We start from the raw sequence: 19,423 nt of genomic DNA on the forward strand, positions 1-19,423 counted from the left end.
GGGCCGGTCCACCCCGGCGGGTTGCATGCGGGCGGTGACCAGGGGACGAGGCGCGGGAGGGCACCGGTCGGATGCGTGATGCCGAGGAGTTCGACGCCCTCTACGCGGCCTGCGCGGGTCGGGTCGTCGGTCACGTGTACGCGCTGACCGGCAACCGTGCCGAGGCGGAGGACGCTGTCGCGGAGGCGTTCATGCGCGCCTGGCAGCGTTGGCGGACGGTCCGGGAGACGGACAGCCCGGAGGCCTGGGTCCGCCGGGTGGCCTCACGGATCGCGGTGAGCAGTTGGCGTAAGGCGTTCAACCGGGTACGCGCCCATCGTCGGGCTGCCGTCGACCAGGGTGTGCCGGGTCTGAGTGAGGACCACGTCGCGCTGTTGCAGGCGCTCCAGCGGTTGAGCGCCAACGAGCGCCGGGCCGTCGTGCTGCACCACCTCAACGACCTCAGCGTCGCAGAGGTGGCAGCGGAGATGCAGGCGCCGGTCGGGACGGTGAAGACGTACCTCGCCCGTGGGAGGAGAGCGATGGCCGGGCTGCTGGCCGACGAGCACCAGGAGGAGACCTCCCATGGCTGATCCGCGCGACGACCTCGCGGCGATCGCCGACGAGGTCCGGCGAGTCGCCACGCTGCCAGGGGCCCAGACGTTGCGCCGTCGCAGCGATCAGCGCCGGCGACGCCGGGTAACCGTCGGCACCGTGGGCCTGGCCATCGTGGCTGTCGCCGCTGGCACCGCCCTGGTGCGGGCGCGTGCCGACGTCGAGCCGCCGGTCGGCGGTCCGGCGAGTCAGGCCCCACCGTCTGTGGTTCCGTCCGCGACCGCCTCGGCCGGACCACAGGAGATCCTCGCCGGTGAGCGTCAGGTCCGCATCGTGGTGCCGGGCATGAACGGCGCCGCGTTGGCGATCAGCGTTGGCACCGACCAGGTGCGGGCCATCAGCGAGCCGGGCGTCGACGACGCGGTTCGGTGGGTGCTCCGCCCGCAGGGGGACAGGTACCGGATCGTGCTGGCCGCACCGTCCGGCGGCGGTGAGGTCTGCATGACAGTCATGCACGACGCCGCGCCGGGGAGCGTACGCGGCCGGGCGTGCGACGCGGCGGCCTCGACGCAGCTCTTCCGGATCGACCAGGTCGCCGACGGGAGTTACTCGATCTTCCAGGGCAAGCGCTACGTCCAGGTGGTCGACGGCACCAATGCTCTGGTCCCCGACCTGCCCGAGGGCCTGACCACCACGTACGAGTTCGAGGACCGAGGGCCGAGGTAGGCCGCTTCCGCCGTTCAGAGCCAGACCACGATCCCGGTCAGGTCGTTGAGAACGGCGGCCACGCCCGCCCGGACGGCGGCGGCGCACCTTTCTCCGGTGAACGAGGCCGGGTCGTAGGTCGACGACGCCCCGAGCCCTTCGCCACGGAACGACGCGCCGTCCCAGTCGACGGCTGTGACGTTGTGGGTGGGCTCGGCCAGTTCCGCGCCCACCACCAGGAACTTCTCGTCGAGGTGGCTCGGGGTTACCAGCGCGAGGGGGTCGATGAGGTCGTTGCCAGCGCTGACGATGAGGTCCGGACCCATCTCCATGGCCTTGGCGATGCGGGAAACGGCGTCGTGTGCGTTGCCGACGACGATCGTCCGGAGGTCGACGTGCTCGTCGTCCGCCCACTCCTTGACGGCCGTCACGAGGGCCTTGGTCGGGGCGTCGTCGCCGGCAGTCAACAGCACCACCCGGTAGTCCTTCGGCGGGTGGACGCCGTCCCAGGAGCCCGGCTGTGGAGTGATGGTCGCCTCCGGAGCGGGCTTCGTGGAGGGGTCGACGAACCCGGGGCCGAGAGTGCCGATGGCGCTGGGCGCCGGACGCGGCTGGGACCAGTCGTCGCCGGAACTGCAGGCGGTGACCAGCGCGGCGGTCGCGGCCAACATGGCAACGGCCCGAAGCGGGGGGCGCAAGGTGATCGTCCTCCGGATGGTGGCGGGGGGTGCGCGTACTTTCTCGTATTCCTATCGCAATTCCGGCCGACGGCAATCTGCGGGTGCCGGTTCGGGGATTTTGTTTTCCGGTGGTTCGTCGGCGCGCGGGTTGGTGTTCACCCACGGCATGCAGCGTGCACTGGCCAACCGAGGGAGTCGCATGTTGGGCCGCGTCCGCCGCACCGTTATCGTCACCGCTGTCGGGATCGCCGCAGCGGTGATCCCGTTTTTGGGCGCTCACGCGGCGTCCGCGCACGGTTTCTCGTCGACTGTGTACACAAAAATCACAGCGGGAGATGAGGGTCACATTCGCACGACGGTCGAACTTGAATACGACCTCCTCGTCGTGTCCGCCGCCGATTCCGGTGGCGACGATCCGCTCTTCCAGGCGGGAACCGCCGCATTCGAGGCGGGTGACTCCAGCGCCCAGGCCGCAGCCCTGAAGAGCCACGCGTCGACGGTCCTCGGGTATGTCTCCGACCGCTTCTCGGTCACGTCGGGGAGTACGGCGTGCCGGCCGACCCAGGTGAGCGACGCGACGATCGGCGAGCGCGACGGCGTGCCGTACGCCGGTCTGCTGCTGGACTGGACCTGCGCCCAGCGGGTCGACGAGCACGAGGTTCGCAGCGACCTCTTCCCGGACGGCGAGGGCTACGTCAAGGGCACCAAGACGATCGTCACCTATGAGATCGACGGCCGTACGGGTAGCGCGGCGCTCGACGCGGCCCACCCCTCCTTCTCGACCGGGCAGGCGTGGTACGACCGGTTCGGGGAGTTCTTCCTGCTGGGCGCCGAGCATCTGCTGTCCGGGATCGACCACATCCTGTTCCTGCTGGCGCTCATCGCCGGGTCGCGGCGGCTTCGCGAGATCGTGCTCGCCGCCACCAGCTTCACCCTGGCGCATTCGGTGACGTTCATGCTGGCCGCCCTCGGACTGGTCGAGGTGCCGGCGACGATCGTGGAGCCGGTGATCGCGTTGTCCATCGCCGTCGTCGCAGGTTGGCACTTGTGGGGGATCTGGCGGCGGGGCACCCACGCGGCCGACCTGGAGACGCCCGGGCACGGGCACTTCAGCCTGGATCGGGCCGGCTGGATCCGCCTCGGCGTGGTGTTCTGCTTCGGTCTCGTGCACGGGCTGGGCTTCGCCGGCGCGTTGGGCATCGACGAGGCGTGGTCGTGGACCCTGCTGTGGTCGTTGTTGGTGTTCAACGTCGGCATCGAAGTTGTGCAGTTGAGCATTATCGCGATCGTCTTCCCGCTGTTGCTCGTGCTGCGTCGCCGTGCGCCGAAAGCCGGTATCTGGGCGACCGGAGCTGTTTCGGGGGCGGTGTCCATCATGGGGCTCATCTGGTTTGTGCAGCGCATTTCCGGGTCCTGAGTAAGGCTAAGTAGTTCGTGAAGTGCAGTCTTTCGCAAGATCACGTTCATGATCGGTTCATCGGGCGGCGAAAGCGTGGATCCGCTTCCCCAGTGTCGGGTGAAGAAACATCCATTTCTCTATTTGAAAAGGGAACAATGTCGATGACATTGAGCACCTCGACACGGGCCTCCGGGCTCGTGCGGCGGCGCCTGGTCGCCGGAGTCGTCGCCGGCTTCCTGGGAATGGGAGCGGCCCTCGGCAGTGGCCTGACGGCCACCGCGAGTGCGGCCGAGTCCACCACGATCAGCAGCGTGATCCTCGGCGTCGGCGCCAACGAGACCCAGCGCATCGTGACCTGGTACTCCTCCGCCGACACCGCGCAGAAGATCCAGCTCGCCCCGACCGCCGAGATCGTCAACGGCGAGTTCCCGGCCGGTGCCGTGAGCTTCGACGCCGTCGGCGCGGCGAACACCTCCACCACCGGGTTCAGCCGGCACGCCACGATCAGCAACCTGCGCGAGAAGACGGCGTACTCGTACCGGGTCGGCGCCGAGGGCAGCTGGTCCCCGACGTACGCCTTCAAGACGCAGGACTTCGAGGGCGACTACGACTTCCTGTTCTTCGGCGACCCCCAGATCGGCTCCTCCGGTGACCGGCTGAAGGACCAGGCCGGCTGGGAGGACACCCTGAAGGTCGCGACCGCGGCCAATCCGAACGCGGAGCTGCTGGTCTCCGGCGGCGACCACGTCGAGTCCGCCAACGACGAGGGTCAGTGGACCTCGTTCATGGCGCCCGACCAGCTGCGTCAGTACCCCGTCGTCGCCACCATCGGTAACCACGACGTCGGCGGCAAGTCCTACGAGCAGCACCACTTCACCCCGAACACCGACCGCACGGCCCCGTACTACGACAACGGGAGCCCGGCGGGCACCAAGTCCGGTGGCGACTACTGGTTCGTCTACAAGGACGTGCTGTTCATCGACATCAACAGCAACAGCTACAAGCTGCCGACCGACGGCAGCAACGCCGGTGACGCCGCGCACGTCGCGTACATCACCGACGTGGTCAACAAGCACGGCTCCGAGGCCAAGTGGAAGGTGCTGGTCTACCACCACTCCATCTACTCGCCGGCCAGCCACGCGACCGACACCGACAACAAGCAGCGGCGGGAAGACTTCACCACGGCCTTCTCGAACCTCGGCATCGACATGGTGCTGCAGGGCCACGACCACAGCTACTCGCGCAGCTACTCCATCAAGAACGGCCAGAAGGAGAACCCGGCCGAGAAGCCGGGTGCCGCCGACGTGTTCCCCGGCCCGGGTGGCGTCATCTACGTGACCGCCAACTCGGCCTCCGGCTCGAAGTACTACGACATCAAGAAGCCGGACACCACCGGCACCGGCATCCGTGGCAACGGCCCGGACCCGCTGGACCCGAACAAGTACTGGTACAACTCCGTGCAGAACCAGGAGCACGTCCGCAGCTACGTCAAGGTGCAGGTGCGCGGCGACAAGCTGGTCCTGGCCAACATCCGCAGCGGCACCTGCGCGGCGCCGAACGCGTCGGTCGAGAACGGCCTCTCCTGCGTCAACACCCCCGAGGGTCAGCCGGTCGGTTCGATCGTCGACAACGTGACGGTGCACCCGTTCAACGGTGACGGCCAGTCCATCCAGGTGAACGTGCCGAACCCGGCTCCGGGCGAGTTCGGTTGGACGATCGACGGCTACAACGGCCTGGTGGACCTGGGTACCGCGCAGGAGCGCAACGGCACCTACTTCCAGGCGAACGGCAAGATCAACCCGATCCTCGTGTCGGACAGCCGCCGCTCGCTCGCCCCGTGGTCGATCTCGGCCAACGTCGGTGACTTCCAGGACGCCGAGAAGACCTTCTCGGGCTCCTACCTGGGCTGGACCCCGTACGTGCTGGACGCCGGAGCGGGTGCCGAGGCCGGCGCGCCGATCCTGTCGTCCTACGACGACCAGGGCAAGGGCCTCTCGGTCTCCAGCGCCCTCGGTGCGGCGGCCCAGGGTCACCCCCGGGGCGGCGCCAAGCTCGGCGCTGACCTGGACCTGAAGATCCCGGACAGCATCGCGAAGGGCAGCTACCGCACCACCCTCACGATCACTGCGCTGAGCAGCTGACCGGACCGCTCCATTCGGCGGGGTAGGCACCTTCGGGGGCCTACCCCGCCACCCATTTGCACTCCTCCCAAGATCACCTCAAGGAACCGACATGTACCCGTCCGTAACGCGCTGGAAGACACTCCTCCGTACGACCGCACTGTCAGTGCTCGCCGCCGTCGCGGCCGTCGGTGTCGGTGCCGTCCCCGCCTCGGCGGCGGAGGGCAACGTCGCCTGGACGGTCCGGACGGCCTCCAACAGCTACGGCGAGGCCCGGTCCAGCTACAGCTACAACGTCAATCCCGGTGGCGCCGTCGACGACGCCATGGTCGTGGCCAACCGGGGTCCCGCGCCGCTGACCCTTTCCGTGTACGCGGCCGACGGCTTCACCACCGACGCGGGCCAGCTTGACCTGCTCACCAAGGACAAGAAGTCCGTCGCCATCGGTGCCTGGGTGAAGGCGAACGCCGCCAGTGTCGTGATCCAGCCCGGAAAGACCGCACAGGTTCCCTTCAAGATCAGCATCCCGGAGAACGCCACCCCCGGTGACTACGTCGGCGGCATCCTCACCGCGCTGACCCAGGCCGACCAGGCCGAGGGCATCAACGTCGACCGTCGCCTCGGTATCCGGATCAAGTTGCGGGTCGGCGGCGAGCTGAAGCCGAACCTCGCGATCGAGGACCTCCACGTCACGTACGCCGGCTCGTCGAACCCGTTCGCCAAGGGCGACGCCACCATCACCTACAAGGTCCACAACATCGGCAACGCCGCCCTGTCCGGGCAGCAGGGGGTGACGGTCTCGGGTCCGTTCGGCCTGCTGCGGGTACGGGCCGCCGACATCGCCGCGCCGCCGGAGCTGCTGCCCGGTGAGAGCTGGAAGGTGACAGTGCCGGTGCACGGGGTCGCTCCCACCATCTCGCTGGCCGCGACCGCGACCCTCACCCCGCTGCTCACCGACGCCTCCGGCTCCACCACCTCGCTCAAGCCGGTCCAGGTCACCGCGCACGGCTGGGCCCTGCCGTGGATGCTGGTGCTGGTGCTCGTCGTACTGATCGCGGTGCTCGTCGGCGCGTACCTGTACCGGCGCCGCAACCGGACGCAGCGCAAGGTGCGCGAAGACGCCCGCGTACGCGACGCCGTCGAGCAGGCGCTGCGGGGTCAGGAGCCACGGACGTCCTGACCGCTGCCTCCGTCACCGCCGCCGACCGTGGTCGGCGGCGGTAGCCGTCCTCGCGGTCCGCCCGCCTTTCCCGCTCCGCCCCGGCTACGCCCGTCACTCCACGCCGACAGCAGCCGGTCGCCCTTGTGGGTGAACGACGCTCAGCCCTGGACCGCGCCTGTGCCCGAGCCGGCATGCTGCGACGGGAACGCCGGCACGGAGAGGGAATCCACATGGTTGACGGGGATGTGCCAGAGCGGATGCAGGCCGCGGCCTTCGACGAGTTCGGTGGGCCGGAGGTGATCACGCTGCGGAAGCTGCCGATCCCCGAGGTCGCCGACGACGAGGTGCTGATCAAGGTCTTGAGCGCCGGCGTGGGGGTGTGGGACGCGTACGAGCGGCAGGGCATCCTCGTGCCGGAGGGCTCCTCCCTCCCGATCGTGCCCGGCTCCGACGGCGCCGGGACCGTGATCGCGGCCGGCAGCAAGGTGTCCAACGTCGCGGTCGGAGAGCTGGTCTACGTCTCCGCCACGACCCGACCGAAGGGCGGCTGCTACGCCGAGTACGCGGCCGTCAAGGCGGAGTACGCGGCGAAGGTGCCCGACGGAGTGCCGGCCGAGCACGCCGGTGCGATGCCCACCGACGCGCTGACCGCGTTGGCCGGGCTCGACACGCTCAGCCTGTCGGCCGGCTCGTGGTTGCTGATCTTCGGGGCGAGCGGCGGACAGGGTCACCTGGCGGTGCAGTTGGCCAAGCGCCAGGGGCTGAACGTCATCGCCGTGGCCTCCGGGGCGGACGGCGTCGCGCTGGTGACCCGGCTCGGTGCCGACATCTCCCTCGACGGCCACGGCGACCTGGACGACGTGCTCGCCCGGATCCGGGACGCGGCACCGGCCGGAGTGGCCGCCATCCTCGCGATGGCCGGCGGTGCGACAGTGGACCGGCTCACCGAGACGCTCGTCGACGGCGGCGTGGTCGCGTACGCCCACGGGGTGCAGCCGGAGCCGAGCGAACGCCCCGGCGTCGTGGTCCGGGCGTACGACGGCGAGTCGAACCCCCGGCAGTTGCAACGCCTCAACGAACTCATCGAGGCGGGACCGTTCGTGGTGCACGTCGCGGAGACGTTCCCACTGGGCAAGGTGCGGGAGGCACACAAGCGTCTGCAGACCTCCTACGCGGGGAAGCTCCTGCTCACGGTGGCCTGAGACGTCAGTGCGTGCGCTGCTGCGGCACGCGTACCGATGCCATGCCGGCTGCGGTCGCGGCCTGAATGCCCAGGTCGGTGTCCTCGAAGACCAGGCACGACTCCGGGGGTACGCCGAGGTGCTCCGCCGCGAGCAGGAACGCCTCCGGGTCGGGCTTGGCCCGCGTGTAGTCGTCGGCGCAGACCAGCACGTCGAACCGGTCCAGCAGGCCGAGCGCATCGAGGGAGGCGGTGACCGAGGCGCGGGTGCTGCCGGAGACGACAGCGAACGGGACCCGCCGGTGCGCGTCGTGGATGTGCGCCAGCACGTCGGGCACGGCGGCGAGCTGCGGCAGCAACTCCTGGTAGATGCGCTCACGGTTCTCGACGACCGTCGCCACCGGCATCGCCAGACCCTGCTGCTCGTTCAGGGCGACGATGATGTCGGCGGTCGGCCGGCCACCCCAGGCGTAGAAGAGCTCCTCGGGGAACTCGCAGCCCCATTCCTCCAGGGCCCGCTGCCAGGCCACGTAGTGCAGCGGCATCGAGTCGACGATCGTGCCGTCGCAGTCGAACAGGTACGCGGCGAACTCACCGGGAGGCAGAGGCAGACTCACCCGGGGAAGGGTACAGCTCACTCGGTCGTGACAGCTCTGAGCCGGCCGAGCAGGTACGCCCGCTCCGGCTCGGTGCCGACCAGCGCCAATGCGCTGCGGTACGCCTCGGCCGCCTCGTCGTACCGGCCGAGGCGGCGCAGCAGGTCGGCCCGCGCCGCCGGATAGGGATGGTGACCGCGCAGGTGCGGATCGTCGGCCAACCCGTCGAGCAGGGCGAGCCCTGCCTCGGGCCCGTCCCGCATGGCCACCGCGGCGGCCCTGTTCAACGCGACGATCGGCGACGGCACCAGGTCGAGCAGCACGTCGTAGAGCGCCACCACCTGCGGCCAGTCGGTGCTCGCCACGTCCGCCGCCTCGTCGTGCAGGGCGGCGATGGCAGCCTGCACCCCGTACGGGCCGGGGGCGGGGCCGGTCAACGCGACAACGACCAGCCCGCGCCCCTCCTCGATCATCGGGCGGTCCCAGCGTCCACGATCCTGCTCGTCCAGGAGGATCATCGCGCCGTCCGGTCCGGTACGCGCGTCCCGTCGGGCATGGACCAGCAGCATCAGACCGAGCAGCCCGGCGACCTCCCGCTCGGCCGGTAGCAGCCGACGAAGGATCCGGCCCAGCCGGATGGCCTCCTCGGCAAGATCGATCCGTTGGAGATCCGGGCCGGAACTGGCGGCGTACCCCTCGGTGAACACCGAGTAGACGGCCTGGAGCACCGTGGGCAGTCGACCGGGCAACTCGTCCTCCCCGGGCACCCGGAACGGGATACGGGCGTCCCGGATCTTCCGCTTGGCCCGGACGAGCCGCTGAGCCATCGTCGCCGGCGGCACCAGGAAGGCCCGCGCCACCTCGACAGTGGTGAGACCGGCGAGGAACCGCAGGGTGAGCGCCCCGCGATCCGGCGCGGCCAGGGCCGGGTGCGCGCAGGTGAAGAAGAGCGCCAGTCGGTCGTCGGGGAGGTCCCGGTCCGCGTCGGCGGGTGGGGCGGGGTCGGCCCGCTCGGCCTCGGCCCGGAGTACGGCGAGCCGCGTCGCCAGCACCTTGTCGCGTCGCAGCCGGTCCACCGCCCGACGCCGAGCCGTGGTGAGCAGCCACGCGCCCGGTCGACTCGGCACACCGTCGGTCGGCCAGTGCACGAGCGCCGCCTCGATGGCCTCGGACGCGACCTCCTCGGCCAGGTCGAGATCTCCGAAGCGGTGCACGAGCGAGGCGAGCAGTCGACCGCGTTCCTCCCGGAACACCGCCTCCACCGACGAACTGACGGCCGACTCCCCGTCCGGCACGATCAGGCCTGCATGTCGAACTCGAAGATCGGACGAACCTGCACCGACCCGGTACCGATGGCACCAGGGCTGCGGGCCGCCCAGTCCAGCGCGGCGTCGAGGTCCGGAACGTCGATCACGTCGTACCCGCCGAGCAGCTCCCGGGTCTCGGCGAACGGCCCGTCGGTGATCGTGCGCTCACCGCCGGGGCCGACCTGCACCGTCGTGCAGGTGGTCAGGTCCTGTAGCGGATACCCGGAGACCCAGACCCCGGCGTCCTTCATCTCCCGGTCGTAGCGGATCCAGTCCTCGACGGTGCACCCGTTGTCGACGGCCTCCCCGTCGGCCACGGGACTCATGAACAGCAGCATGTACTTCACGTTCCGGCTCCTCTCGGTGCGGCGTGTCGCCGTACAGCATGACGACGATCGGAGACCGGGGATGTCGACACGGCACGTCACGATTTTCTTGGCCGCACTGGCCGCGCGGGTTTGGGCCGCTCGTCGCGCCGGTCCACCCGTCGCTCGAACCAGGTCACCCCGACCAGGAGGACGGTCAGCAGGGCGAGCGCCGCCAGCGGAGGCAGGGAGCGGCCGACCGGCAGCAGGACCAGCGGCAGCACCGCGACGACGACCTGCGTCGGGTAGATCGTCCAGAGGGTCAGTCGGCGGAAGACCAACCTGCTGAGCAGGTAGACGGCCGCGCCACCGAAGAGCGCGGTGGCCGCCTCCCAACCCAGTGGATCGGCACGCGCCGACTCCTCGGTGAGCCGGCCGATCACCTCCTCGATGCCGAGCGCGACGTAGATCGCCCCGATGATCAACGGCGAGTGCCCGAGGCCGTACGCGTCACCGGCGACGTCGCCGCGTCGGTCATCCGGCACGTTGCTGACGGCCTCCCGCGCGGCGGGCGCCAGCCGGTCGAAGTAGAGCCACCACAGACACACAGTGCTGGCGAGACCGAGCAGCGCGGCCACCACCGCCGCACTGACCGGCGCCATCGTCCGTGGGCTCGCACCGGCGGAGATCAACGACTCGCCCAGCGCGATGATGAGCACCAGACCGAACCGCTCGGTGAAGTGGCCCACGCTGCGCAGTTGCCACGGCCGGAAGGCCGATGCGATCCGTGCGCCACCGATGTCCACCAGCAGCGCGACCGTCCAGAGCGCGGTCTGGCCCGCACCGCCGAGCAGCGCTCCACCGATCAGCGGGAACCACGCCAGCACCACCGGCACGACGAAGAAGCGCAGCGTCGAACGAAGTGGCTGGTCCGTCCTGCTCACCCAGAACAGGACCACGAGCTGCACCGCGCGTCCGACGACGTAGGCCAGGGCGAGCGCGAGCGGCGCGTCAACGAGCCCCGGGCCCTGGGTCCACGCGTCTGGCAGCACCAGAGCGACCACGAAGATCGCCGCCATCGCGACCAGGGTGGCCGCGCGGACCAGGCCGACGTCCGCGCGCACCAGGTTCCCCACCCAGGTGTACGGCCCCCAGGAGTAGAGCAGGAGCAGGAGCAGGAGCAGCCCCTGAGCCAGAGTGAGCGCGGTCGGCGATCCGGCCATGAACGTGATGACCCGGGTGAGGGCGAAGACGAAGACCAGATCGAAGAAGATCTCGAACATCGTGGTCCGGTGCGCCTCCGCCACCGGTACCGGTCGAACGCCCGAAATCCCCCTCATCCCCGCATTCTGCGTCAGGGTGGAGCGGGAACCGGCCGACCGTTCACCCGGTCCCCCCGCCGAGCACCGGACGCCCCGGCCTCAGGCCGAGGTCTGCGTCCGCCGCCGGCTCCGCTCCGCCCGCCGCCGCACCTGCTGGTACGCGCCGGTCAACCCCATCGCCCGGCGTACCTCGATCAGGGTCTGCCGGACTTCCTGACGGGTCCGTTCGGTGCCCTCGACGATCAGCCGGTCGACCAACCCCCGGTCGGCCTCGATCTCGGCCCGGCGCTGCCGAATCGGCGCCAGGAACGCTTCCAACGCGACGACCAGGCGTTCCTTGACCTCCACGTCACCGACCTGCCCGGCCCGGTAACGCCGGGCCAGGTCGGCCACCTCGTCGCGGTCCGGATTGAAGACCTCGTGGTACGCGAACACCGGGTTGCCCTCCACCGTGCCCGGCACGTCGGCCCGTACCCGATTCGGGTCGGTGTACATGCCGAGCACCTTCCGCCGCACGGTGGCGGCGTCGTCGGACAGTGCGATCGTGTTGCCCCGGCTCTTGCTCATCTTGGCCGCGCCGTCGGTGCCCACCAGGCTCGGCGTGTCCGCCGGGATCAGCTCAGGCACCGGGAAGACCGGGCCGTACAGATGATTGAATCGGCGCGCGATCTCCCGGGTCACCTCGACGTGCGCGGCGTTGTCCCGGCCGACCGGGACCACCTCGCCCTTGACGCAGAGGATGTCCGCGGCCTGGAGCACGGGGTAACCCAGCAATCCGTACGGCATCTCCTCCTTGCCGGCGTCTCGGGCCATGTCCTTGAGTGACGGGACCCGTTCCAGCCGGGGGACGGTCACCAGGTTCTGGAGGAGTGTGTTGAGGTCACCGACCTCCGGGATCGCCGACTGGAGATAGAAGATGGCCCGCTCCGGGTCGACGCCGGCGGCCAGGATGTCGGTCACCATCTCCCGGGCGTTGCCGGAAACCTGGTCGATGTCCTCGCGGCGATTGCGAGTGGTGAGCATGTGCAGGTCGGCGATGATGAAGAAGCTCTCGTAGCGCCGGTGCAGCCGCACCCGGTTGGCGATGCTGCCGACGTAGTGGCCGAGGTGAAGGCGGCCGGTGGGCCGGTCGCCGGTGAGCATTCGTGCGACGGACATGGTGGTGTGCCTCTCGTATCCGAGGGTGGGGTGACGCGGGCGCGCGCCGAGCGGGTCCCTTCCGGGACCCCTCGGTCAGCGGGATCGGCTCAGCGAGCCGTCCGCCATCGCGCGCCGGCGCGGTACCGCAGACCACCGGCACGGAGGACGTTCAGAAGTTGCTCCCGGCCATCGCCGGGGCTGGTTGCGATCCCGGGCAGCGCGCCGAGCGGGAGGCCGTCGACCGTGTCGACCGCCTCCGACGCGCAGTTGCCCAGTCGGACCACGAGCTCAGATTACCCGCGGTATGGCTCCGGGCGGGGGAAGGTAACTGTCGGCGTAGTAGCTGCCGACACGTTCCCGGTACTCCGGGTCGGCCGGATCCGCCTCGAACGGCGGTGCGTCCTTGATCGCCTGCCGAGCGCGGTCGACGTGCACGACGCGTTCCTGGTGGTCCACCCGAACCACAGTGCCAGCCGGCAGCAGCACCTTCTGGCCGAAGATCCACGGGCCGGTGTCCACCACCAGGTATCCCGCATCCGCCTCGTTGCTCGCCTCGTCGATGGTGCCGATCCGCCCGTCGGTCGCCTCCACGTGGTAGCCCACCAGGTCCACTGGTGTGCCAGGGCCGGGCGCGTCCGGGCCGTCGTGCCCACCGTCCGGGCCGTCCGGCGGCGTGACCGCGGGGGTGGTCTGCGTGTATCCGCCAGCGAGGGCGGACGGGTCACGCCATGCCCAGGGATTGAAGATCGAGGGTTGCACGGGGCACCTCCGGGGGGACGGTCGGCAACTGTCCTCTTTCGCAGTGCCCAGCTCGCTGCCGTCGGAAACGGAATGAGTCCCGGGCGTCGGTGGCGCCTGCTGTGCCCGTGCGGGTCTCGCGGGGAGGCCCGGCTGGCTTGACGGCGGCTCTGGTGGGCAGCCGCGCTGGCATACTCGGCTGCCATGGTGTTGTCGCGACGGTGGGCTGTCTTCCTGGTCGGGGTCGGGATCTGGACCTGGGTGATCTGGCCGAGGTTCGCGGTTGCCATCTGGCAGGACCCGCGGTCCTGGGCGTCCGGCACGGTCGCCGACGGCGCGCCCACCAGCTTTCTGTGGGTGCACGCGCTGTTGATCGGGGCGTCACTGGCCATCGGAACGACTGTGGGTGTCCTCGGCATCCGGGCGTGGCTGGTCGCCCGGCGGCGGCAGGCGTCCTGACCTGCCCATTCGGTGCTCTGGCGGCCTTTCCGTTGGCGTGAGTGGGCGGCCGCGAACCCGAATGTGACGCGCGCCGCTACCCCGCGGATTTGACGATCAAACCCGCGGACGCGTAACTTTCTCTCTGCCAGCGCGGAACGGGGCAAACGGGACGAAAGTCCTGAGGCCGCAAACCAAGCTGGTGACCGGGTCAAGCAGGGGTTCGCTCCTGTGAGACACGGCCGGGCGGGGCTCGCCGGATTGGCCGCGAGGCGGATTTGGTGCGGCGAAGCCGACCGGGTAAGGTTCACGACCGGCAGGGCACCGGGCGAGCTTGCGGGAAACCGCAGCGGCCGGCCTGCCAAATCCGACGACCTGACGCAGCGGTTCGCTGCTGCGTGGGTGCGCCGGGGCCAACCCGCACGAAGCATGACAGACCGGGACACACGGTTTGACACGGCCGAGACGGTGAGGTAACGTAGTAAAAGTGCCCGGCGCGAGAGCGGCGGGGACACGGAACGAAAAGCCCCGGTTGGGGTTCCACTGAGGTGGGGCTTCTGGTCGGTGTGTGGTTGTTCTTTGAGAACTCAACAGGGTGCTTGTAAAGCCAGTGCCAATTATGATTTATACCCCGGACTGGTCAGTTTTTGCTGGCTGGTTGGGATTCCTTTGGCAACATTTGTTTGTTGTCAGGATGCTGTTCAACATAGTTTTTTGTTGGAGAGTTTGATCCTGGCTCAGGACGAACGCTGGCGGCGTGCTTAACACATGCAAGTCGAGCGGAAAGGCCCTTCGGGGTACTCGAGCGGCGAACGGGTGAGTAACACGTGAGCAACCTGCCCCAAGCTTTGGGATAACCCTCGGAAACGGGGGCTAATACCGAATATTACTTCTGGCCGCATGGCTGGTGGTGGAAAGTTTTTCGGCTTGGGATGGGCTCGCGGCCTATCAGCTTGTTGGTGGGGTGATGGCCTACCAAGGCGACGACGGGTAGCCGGCCTGAGAGGGCGACCGGCCACACTGGGACTGAGACACGGCCCAGACTCCTACGGGAGGCAGCAGTGGGGAATATTGCACAATGGGCGGAAGCCTGATGCAGCGACGCCGCGTGAGGGATGACGGCCTTCGGGTTGTAAACCTCTTTCAGCAGGGACGAAGCGAGAGTGACGGTACCTGCAGAAGAAGCACCGGCCAACTACGTGCCAGCAGCCGCGGTAAGACGTAGGGTGCGAGCGTTGTCCGGATTTATTGGGCGTAAAGAGCTCGTAGGCGGCTTGTCGCGTCGACCGTGAAAACTTGGGGCTCAACCCCAAGCCTGCGGTCGATACGGGCAGGCTAGAGTTCGGTAGGGGAGACTGGAATTCCTGGTGTAGCGGTGAAATGCGCAGATATCAGGAGGAACACCGGTGGCGAAGGCGGGTCTCTGGGCCGATACTGACGCTGAGGAGCGAAAGCGTGGGGAGCGAACAGGATTAGATACCCTGGTAGTCCACGCTGTAAACGTTGGGCGCTAGGTGTGGGGGGCCTCTCCGGTTCCCTGTGCCGCAGCTAACGCATTAAGCGCCCCGCCTGGGGAGTACGGCCGCAAGGCTAAAACTCAAAGGAATTGACGGGGGCCCGCACAAGCGGCGGAGCATGCGGATTAATTCGATGCAACGCGAAGAACCTTACCTGGGTTTGACATGGCCGCAAAACCTCCAGAGATGGGGGGTCCTTCGGGGGCGGTCACAGGTGGTGCATGGCTGTCGTCAGCTCGTGTCGTGAGATGTTGGGTTAAGTCCCGCAACGAGCGCAACCCTCGTTCGATGTTGCCAGCGCGTTATGGCGGGGACTCATCGAAGACTGCCGGGGTCAACTCGGAGGAAGGTGGGGATGACGTCAAGTCATCATGCCCCTTATGTCCAGGGCTTCACGCATGCTACAATGGCCGGTACAATGGGCTGCGATACCGTGAGGTGGAGCGAATCCCAAAAAGCCGGTCTCAGTTCGGATCGGGGTCTGCAACTCGACCCCGTGAAGTCGGAGTCGCTAGTAATCGCAGATCAGCAACGCTGCGGTGAATACGTTCCCGGGCCTTGTACACACCGCCCGTCACGTCACGAAAGTCGGCAACACCCGAAGCCGGTGGCCCAACCCTTGTGGAGGGAGCCGTCGAAGGTGGGGCTGGCGATTGGGACGAAGTCGTAACAAGGTAGCCGTACCGGAAGGTGCGGCTGGATCACCTCCTTTCTAAGGAGCACCTTCCGACGAAAGTCGGTAAGGAGCCCGCATCACCCGAATGTGGTGGTGGGGTGCTCGAATGGCGGAGACACTGGCAAGTTTTGCCCTGGCAACGGCCGGCGGCGCCTAGTACAGCCACCCGTGGGTGGTGGGAACGGTGGCTTCTGGTGCGGCTGGGGGAGAATGTGAGCACCCTGTTGGGTCCTGAAAGAACAACCATCGTGTTGTTTCTTTCGGAACCGTAGCGAGCCTGTGGGTTCGCGAGGTTGCCAGGCATGGCCTGGCCTCACATACCGCTGGTCTGAGGACTGGGTTTGGTGTGGGGCGGATCGGGTTGTGGGTTGGTCGTTTGTTGAGAATTGCACAGTGGACGCGAGCATCTTTGTGGTCAAGTTGTCAAGGGCGAACGGTGAATGCCTTGGCACCAGGAGCCGATGAAGGACGTGGGAGGCCGCGATAGGCCTGGGGGAGCTGTCAACCAAGCTGTGATCCCAGGGTGTCCGAATGGGGAAACCTGGCACCAGTCATGTGGTGTCACCCACACCTGAACACATAGGGTGTGTGGAGGGAACGCGGGGAAGTGAAACATCTCAGTACCCGTAGGAAGAGAAAACAATTTAGTGATTCCGTGAGTAGTGGCGAGCGAAAGCGGATCGAGGCTAAACCGGCTGCGTGTGATACCTGTCAGGGGTTGCGTGGTCGGGGTTGTGGGACCCCGCTGAGTGTACTGACATGCGCTCGAGGAGTTACAAAGTTAGTGGCTAGTCGAACAGTCTGGAATGGCTGACCGTAGACGGTGAAAGTCCGGTAGGTGAAAGTTGCTGACCTTCTGTGGGTGTTCCCGAGTAGCGGCGGACCCCTGAAATCTGCCGTGAATCTGCCAGGACCACCTGGTAAGCCTAAATACTTCCTGGTGACCGATAGCGGACAAGTACCGTGAGGGAATGGTGAAAAGTACCCCGGGAGGGGAGTGAAATAGTACCTGAAACCGTTCGCCTACAATCCGTCGGAGCCTTGCGGGGTGACGGCGTGCCTTTTGAAGAATGAGCCTGCGAGTTAGTGGCATGTGGCGAGGTTAACCCGTGTGGGGGAGCCGTAGCGAAAGCGAGTCTGAATAGGGCGATTCAGTCGCGTGTCCTAGACCCGAAGCGGAGTGATCTAGCCATGGGCAGGCTGAAGCGCGGGTAAGACCGCGTGGAGGGCCGAACCCACCAATGTTGAAAAATTGGGGGATGACCTGTGGTTAGGGGTGAAAGGCCAATCAAACTCCGTGATAGCTGGTTCTCCCCGAAATGCATTTAGGTGCAGCGTCGCGTGTTTCTTGCCGGAGGTAGAGCACTGGATGGTCTAGGGGGCCCACAAGCTTACCGAAATCAGCCAAACTCCGAATGCCGGTAAGTGAGAGCGCGGCAGTGAGACTGCGGGGGATAAGCTTCGTAGTCGAGAGGGAAACAGCCCAGATCACCAGCTAAGGCCCCTAAGCGTGTGCTAAGTGGAAAAGGATGTGGGGTCGCATAGACAACCAGGAGGTTGGCTTAGAAGCAGCCACCCTTTAAAGAGTGCGTAATAGCTCACTGGTCAAGTGGTTCCGCGCCGACAATGTAGCGGGGCTCAAGCACACCGCCGAAGCTGTGGCATTCACATTTTATCCTCGCTTGGACGTGATTCCTTGTGCAGGTGTGTGGATGGGTAGGGGAGCGTCGTGCCGCGAGTGAAGCAGCGGGGTGACCCAGTTGTGGACGCGGCACGAGTGAGAATGCAGGCATGAGTAGCGAAAGAAGGGTGAGAAACCCTTCCGCCGGATGACCAAGGGTTCCAGGGCCAGGCTAATCCGCCCTGGGTGAGTCGGGACCTAAGGCGAGGCCGAGAGGCGTAGTCGATGGACAACGGGTTGATATTCCCGTACCCGCGAAAGAGCGTCCCTGATGAACCTCGTTGTGCTAACCACCCAAACTGACGGAGACCTTCGGGTTGATGTTGGGGAGCGTGGGAACCTGACGGGTAGTAGTCAAGCGATGGGGTGACGCAGGAAGGTAGCTGAGCCCGGCCGGTGGTTGTGCCGGGGTAAGCGTGTAGGCCGTGGTGTAGGCAAATCCGCACCACATGAAGGCTGAGACGTGATGCCGAGCCGATTCAGGTGAAGTCAGTGATCCTATGCTGCCGAGAAAAGCCTCTAGCGAGTTCTTAGCGGCCCGTACCCCAAACCGACACAGGTGGTCAGGTAGAGAATACCGAGGCGATCGGGCGAACTGTGGTTAAGGAACTCGGCAAATTGCCCCCGTAACTTAGGGAGAAGGGGGGCCGGAGACGTGAAGCCCCGCGCGGGTGGAGCGTTGTATGGCCGCAGAGAGCAGGGGGAAGCGACTGTTTACTAAAAACACAGGTCCATGCGAAGAAGTAATTCGATGTATATGGACTGACGCCTGCCCGGTGCTGGAACGTTAAGGGGACCTGTTAGCTCTTCGGGGCGAAGCGGAGAACTTAAGCGCCAGTAAACGGCGGTGGTAACTATAACCATCCTAAGGTAGCGAAATTCCTTGTCGGGTAAGTTCCGACCTGCACGAATGGCGTAACGACTTCCCCACTGTCTCAACCACAGGCCCGGCGAAATTGCAGTACGAGTAAAGATGCTCGTTACGCGCGGCAGGACGGAAAGACCCCGGGACCTTTACTATAGCTTGACATTGGTACTCGAATTAGCTTGTGTAGGATAGGTGGGAGCCGGTGAAGTCCATACGCCAGTATGGGTGGAGGCAATCTTGAAATACCACTCTGGTTGATTTGGGTATCTAACTTCGGACCGTTATCCGGTTCAGGGACAGTGTCTGGTGGGTAGTTTAACTGGGGCGGTTGCCTCCTAAAAGGTAACGGAGGCGCCCAAAGGTTCCCTCAGCCTGGTTGGCAATCAGGTGTTGAGTGCAAGTACACAAGGGAGCTTGACTGTGAGACTGACAGGTCGAGCAGGGACGAAAGTCGGGACTAGTGATCCGGCACTTGCGAGTGGAAGCGGTGTCGCTCAACGGATAAAAGGTACCCCGGGGATAACAGGCTGATCTTCCCCAAGAGTCCATATCGACGGGATGGTTTGGCACCTCGATGTCGGCTCGTCGCATCCTGGGGCTGTAGCAGGTCCCAAGGGTTGGGCTGTTCGCCCATTAAAGCGGTACGCGAGCTGGGTTTAGAACGTCGTGAGACAGTTCGGTCCCTATCCGCCGTGCGCGTAGGATACTTGAGAAGGGCTGTCCCTAGTACGAGAGGACCGGGACGGACGAACCTCTGGTGTGCCAGTTGTCCTGCCAAGGGCACGGCTGGTTAGCTACGTTCGGAAGGGATAACCGCTGAAAGCATCTAAGCGGGAAGCCTGCTTCAAGATGAGGTATCCCACCCACCTTGGTGGGGTAAGGCCCCCAGCTAGACGACTGGGTTGATAGGCCGGAAATGTAAGCCCGGTAACGGGTTCAGTTGACCGGTACTAATAGGCCGAGGACTTGACTACTAAGCTGCTACGCGTCCACTGTGCAACTCTGAACAAGCGAACACCCACGTGGAGACGTGCCGGGGTTGTTTGATATGTTCA

General features: G+C 66.5%; 15 protein-coding genes and 2 rRNA genes. 9 read left to right on the plus strand and 8 right to left on the minus strand.

The annotated features are described in order from the left end of the window. The first annotated feature begins 71 nt into the window (after nucleotides 1-71). The gene (locus ACWCO3_RS02050) at nucleotides 72-572 is read left to right on the plus strand and encodes a sigma-70 family RNA polymerase sigma factor (RefSeq protein WP_145778483.1); all 501 of its coding nucleotides are present in this window, start codon (nucleotides 72-74) and stop codon (nucleotides 570-572) included. Further along, nucleotides 565-1,260, plus strand: a complete 696-nt coding sequence (locus ACWCO3_RS02055) for an RICIN domain-containing protein (protein WP_145778484.1) — start codon at nucleotides 565-567, stop codon at nucleotides 1,258-1,260. Before ACWCO3_RS02050 ends, ACWCO3_RS02055 begins: the two co-directional genes overlap by 8 nt. Before the next feature lie 14 nt (nucleotides 1,261-1,274). On the opposite strand, the gene ACWCO3_RS02060 is transcribed toward ACWCO3_RS02055, so the two are convergent. Next, nucleotides 1,275-1,910 (minus strand): type 1 periplasmic-binding domain-containing protein, encoded by a 636-nt coding sequence (locus ACWCO3_RS02060; protein ID WP_357937176.1) that lies wholly within the window; start codon nucleotides 1,908-1,910, stop codon nucleotides 1,275-1,277. On the opposite strand from ACWCO3_RS02060, the gene ACWCO3_RS02065 reads away from it, so the two are divergent. The 4 genes from ACWCO3_RS02065 to ACWCO3_RS02080 all read left to right on the plus strand — a co-directional run bounded on the left by ACWCO3_RS02065 (nucleotide 1,882) and on the right by ACWCO3_RS02080 (nucleotide 7,802). Next, entirely contained in the window at nucleotides 1,882-3,336 is a 1,455-nt protein-coding gene (locus ACWCO3_RS02065) for a HupE/UreJ family protein (protein WP_450008017.1), read from the plus strand. The genes ACWCO3_RS02060 and ACWCO3_RS02065 overlap by 29 nt on opposite strands. Before the next feature lie 143 nt (nucleotides 3,337-3,479). Beyond that, on the plus strand, nucleotides 3,480-5,459 hold the full coding sequence (locus ACWCO3_RS02070; RefSeq protein WP_450008019.1) for a fibronectin type III domain-containing protein: 1,980 nt from the start codon (nucleotides 3,480-3,482) through the stop codon (nucleotides 5,457-5,459). A 91-nt stretch (nucleotides 5,460-5,550) separates the two neighbouring features. Then, a complete protein-coding gene (locus tag ACWCO3_RS02075) occupies nucleotides 5,551-6,618 on the plus strand; it encodes a WxL protein peptidoglycan domain-containing protein (protein ID WP_450008020.1) in 1,068 nt (355 codons plus the stop codon). Between the two features lie 212 nt (nucleotides 6,619-6,830). Continuing rightward, on the plus strand, nucleotides 6,831-7,802 hold the full coding sequence (locus tag ACWCO3_RS02080) for a quinone oxidoreductase family protein (protein WP_357937174.1): 972 nt from the start codon (nucleotides 6,831-6,833) through the stop codon (nucleotides 7,800-7,802). A gap of 4 nt (nucleotides 7,803-7,806) precedes the next feature. Here ACWCO3_RS02080 and ACWCO3_RS02085 read toward each other — a convergent pair whose 3' ends face one another. The 7 genes from ACWCO3_RS02085 to ACWCO3_RS02115 form a co-directional block, all read right to left on the minus strand. Then, on the minus strand, nucleotides 7,807-8,397 hold the full coding sequence (locus ACWCO3_RS02085; RefSeq protein WP_145778489.1) for an HAD family hydrolase: 591 nt from the start codon (nucleotides 8,395-8,397) through the stop codon (nucleotides 7,807-7,809). A gap of 17 nt (nucleotides 8,398-8,414) precedes the next feature. Next, nucleotides 8,415-9,671 carry an RNA polymerase sigma factor gene (locus ACWCO3_RS02090; protein ID WP_244311524.1) on the minus strand — a complete coding sequence of 419 codons (1,257 nt, stop codon included), beginning with the start codon at nucleotides 9,669-9,671 and terminating at the stop codon, nucleotides 8,415-8,417. Between the two features lie 2 nt (nucleotides 9,672-9,673). Then, a complete protein-coding gene (locus ACWCO3_RS02095) occupies nucleotides 9,674-10,021 on the minus strand; it encodes a YciI family protein (protein ID WP_341874457.1) in 348 nt (115 codons plus the stop codon). 86 nt (nucleotides 10,022-10,107) lie between these two features. Continuing rightward, nucleotides 10,108-11,328: a low temperature requirement protein A gene (locus ACWCO3_RS02100; RefSeq protein ID WP_145778492.1), complete on the minus strand. Its 1,221-nt coding sequence runs from the start codon at nucleotides 11,326-11,328 to the stop codon at nucleotides 10,108-10,110. A gap of 81 nt (nucleotides 11,329-11,409) precedes the next feature. Beyond that, complete coding sequence (trpS, locus tag ACWCO3_RS02105; RefSeq protein WP_269681933.1) at nucleotides 11,410-12,468, minus strand: tryptophan--tRNA ligase; 1,059 nt, start codon at nucleotides 12,466-12,468, stop codon at nucleotides 11,410-11,412. A gap of 89 nt (nucleotides 12,469-12,557) precedes the next feature. Continuing rightward, nucleotides 12,558-12,734 carry a hypothetical protein gene (locus ACWCO3_RS02110; RefSeq protein WP_167524730.1) on the minus strand — a complete coding sequence of 59 codons (177 nt, stop codon included), beginning with the start codon at nucleotides 12,732-12,734 and terminating at the stop codon, nucleotides 12,558-12,560. Between the two features lie 4 nt (nucleotides 12,735-12,738). Then, a complete protein-coding gene (locus tag ACWCO3_RS02115) occupies nucleotides 12,739-13,209 on the minus strand; it encodes a PRC-barrel domain-containing protein (RefSeq protein WP_450008025.1) in 471 nt (156 codons plus the stop codon). 183 nt (nucleotides 13,210-13,392) lie between these two features. Here ACWCO3_RS02115 and ACWCO3_RS02120 point away from each other — a divergent pair, with 183 nt between their 5' ends. From ACWCO3_RS02120 to ACWCO3_RS02130, 3 genes are all read left to right on the plus strand, one after another. Continuing rightward, nucleotides 13,393-13,647 (plus strand): SCO4848 family membrane protein, encoded by a 255-nt coding sequence (locus ACWCO3_RS02120; RefSeq protein ID WP_145778495.1) that lies wholly within the window; start codon nucleotides 13,393-13,395, stop codon nucleotides 13,645-13,647. A 693-nt stretch (nucleotides 13,648-14,340) separates the two neighbouring features. Continuing rightward, nucleotides 14,341-15,855, plus strand: a 16S ribosomal RNA gene (locus ACWCO3_RS02125). A gap of 377 nt (nucleotides 15,856-16,232) precedes the next feature. Then, nucleotides 16,233-19,342 (plus strand): 23S ribosomal RNA (locus ACWCO3_RS02130). Together the 16S and 23S rRNA genes form the textbook arrangement of a ribosomal RNA operon. Nucleotides 19,343-19,423: the final 81 nt, after the last annotated feature.

The sequence above is a fragment of the Micromonospora sp. NPDC002411 genome (assembly GCF_053592955.1).

Coding starts and splice junctions, on each gene's coding strand:
- ACWCO3_RS02120 (WP_145778495.1), top strand. CDS start 13,393: ATGGTGTTGTCGCGACGGTGGGCTGTCTTCCTGGTCGGGGTCGGGATC.
- ACWCO3_RS02070 (WP_450008019.1), top strand. CDS start 3,480: ATGACATTGAGCACCTCGACACGGGCCTCCGGGCTCGTGCGGCGGCGC.
- ACWCO3_RS02075 (WP_450008020.1), top strand. CDS start 5,551: ATGTACCCGTCCGTAACGCGCTGGAAGACACTCCTCCGTACGACCGCA.
- trpS (WP_269681933.1), bottom strand. CDS start 12,468: ATGTCCGTCGCACGAATGCTCACCGGCGACCGGCCCACCGGCCGCCTT.
- ACWCO3_RS02055 (WP_145778484.1), top strand. CDS start 565: ATGGCTGATCCGCGCGACGACCTCGCGGCGATCGCCGACGAGGTCCGG.
- ACWCO3_RS02060 (WP_357937176.1), bottom strand. CDS start 1,910: ATGTTGGCCGCGACCGCCGCGCTGGTCACCGCCTGCAGTTCCGGCGAC.
- ACWCO3_RS02080 (WP_357937174.1), top strand. CDS start 6,831: ATGGTTGACGGGGATGTGCCAGAGCGGATGCAGGCCGCGGCCTTCGAC.
- ACWCO3_RS02050 (WP_145778483.1), top strand. CDS start 72: ATGCGTGATGCCGAGGAGTTCGACGCCCTCTACGCGGCCTGCGCGGGT.
- ACWCO3_RS02100 (WP_145778492.1), bottom strand. CDS start 11,328: ATGAGGGGGATTTCGGGCGTTCGACCGGTACCGGTGGCGGAGGCGCAC.
- ACWCO3_RS02095 (WP_341874457.1), bottom strand. CDS start 10,021: ATGCTGCTGTTCATGAGTCCCGTGGCCGACGGGGAGGCCGTCGACAAC.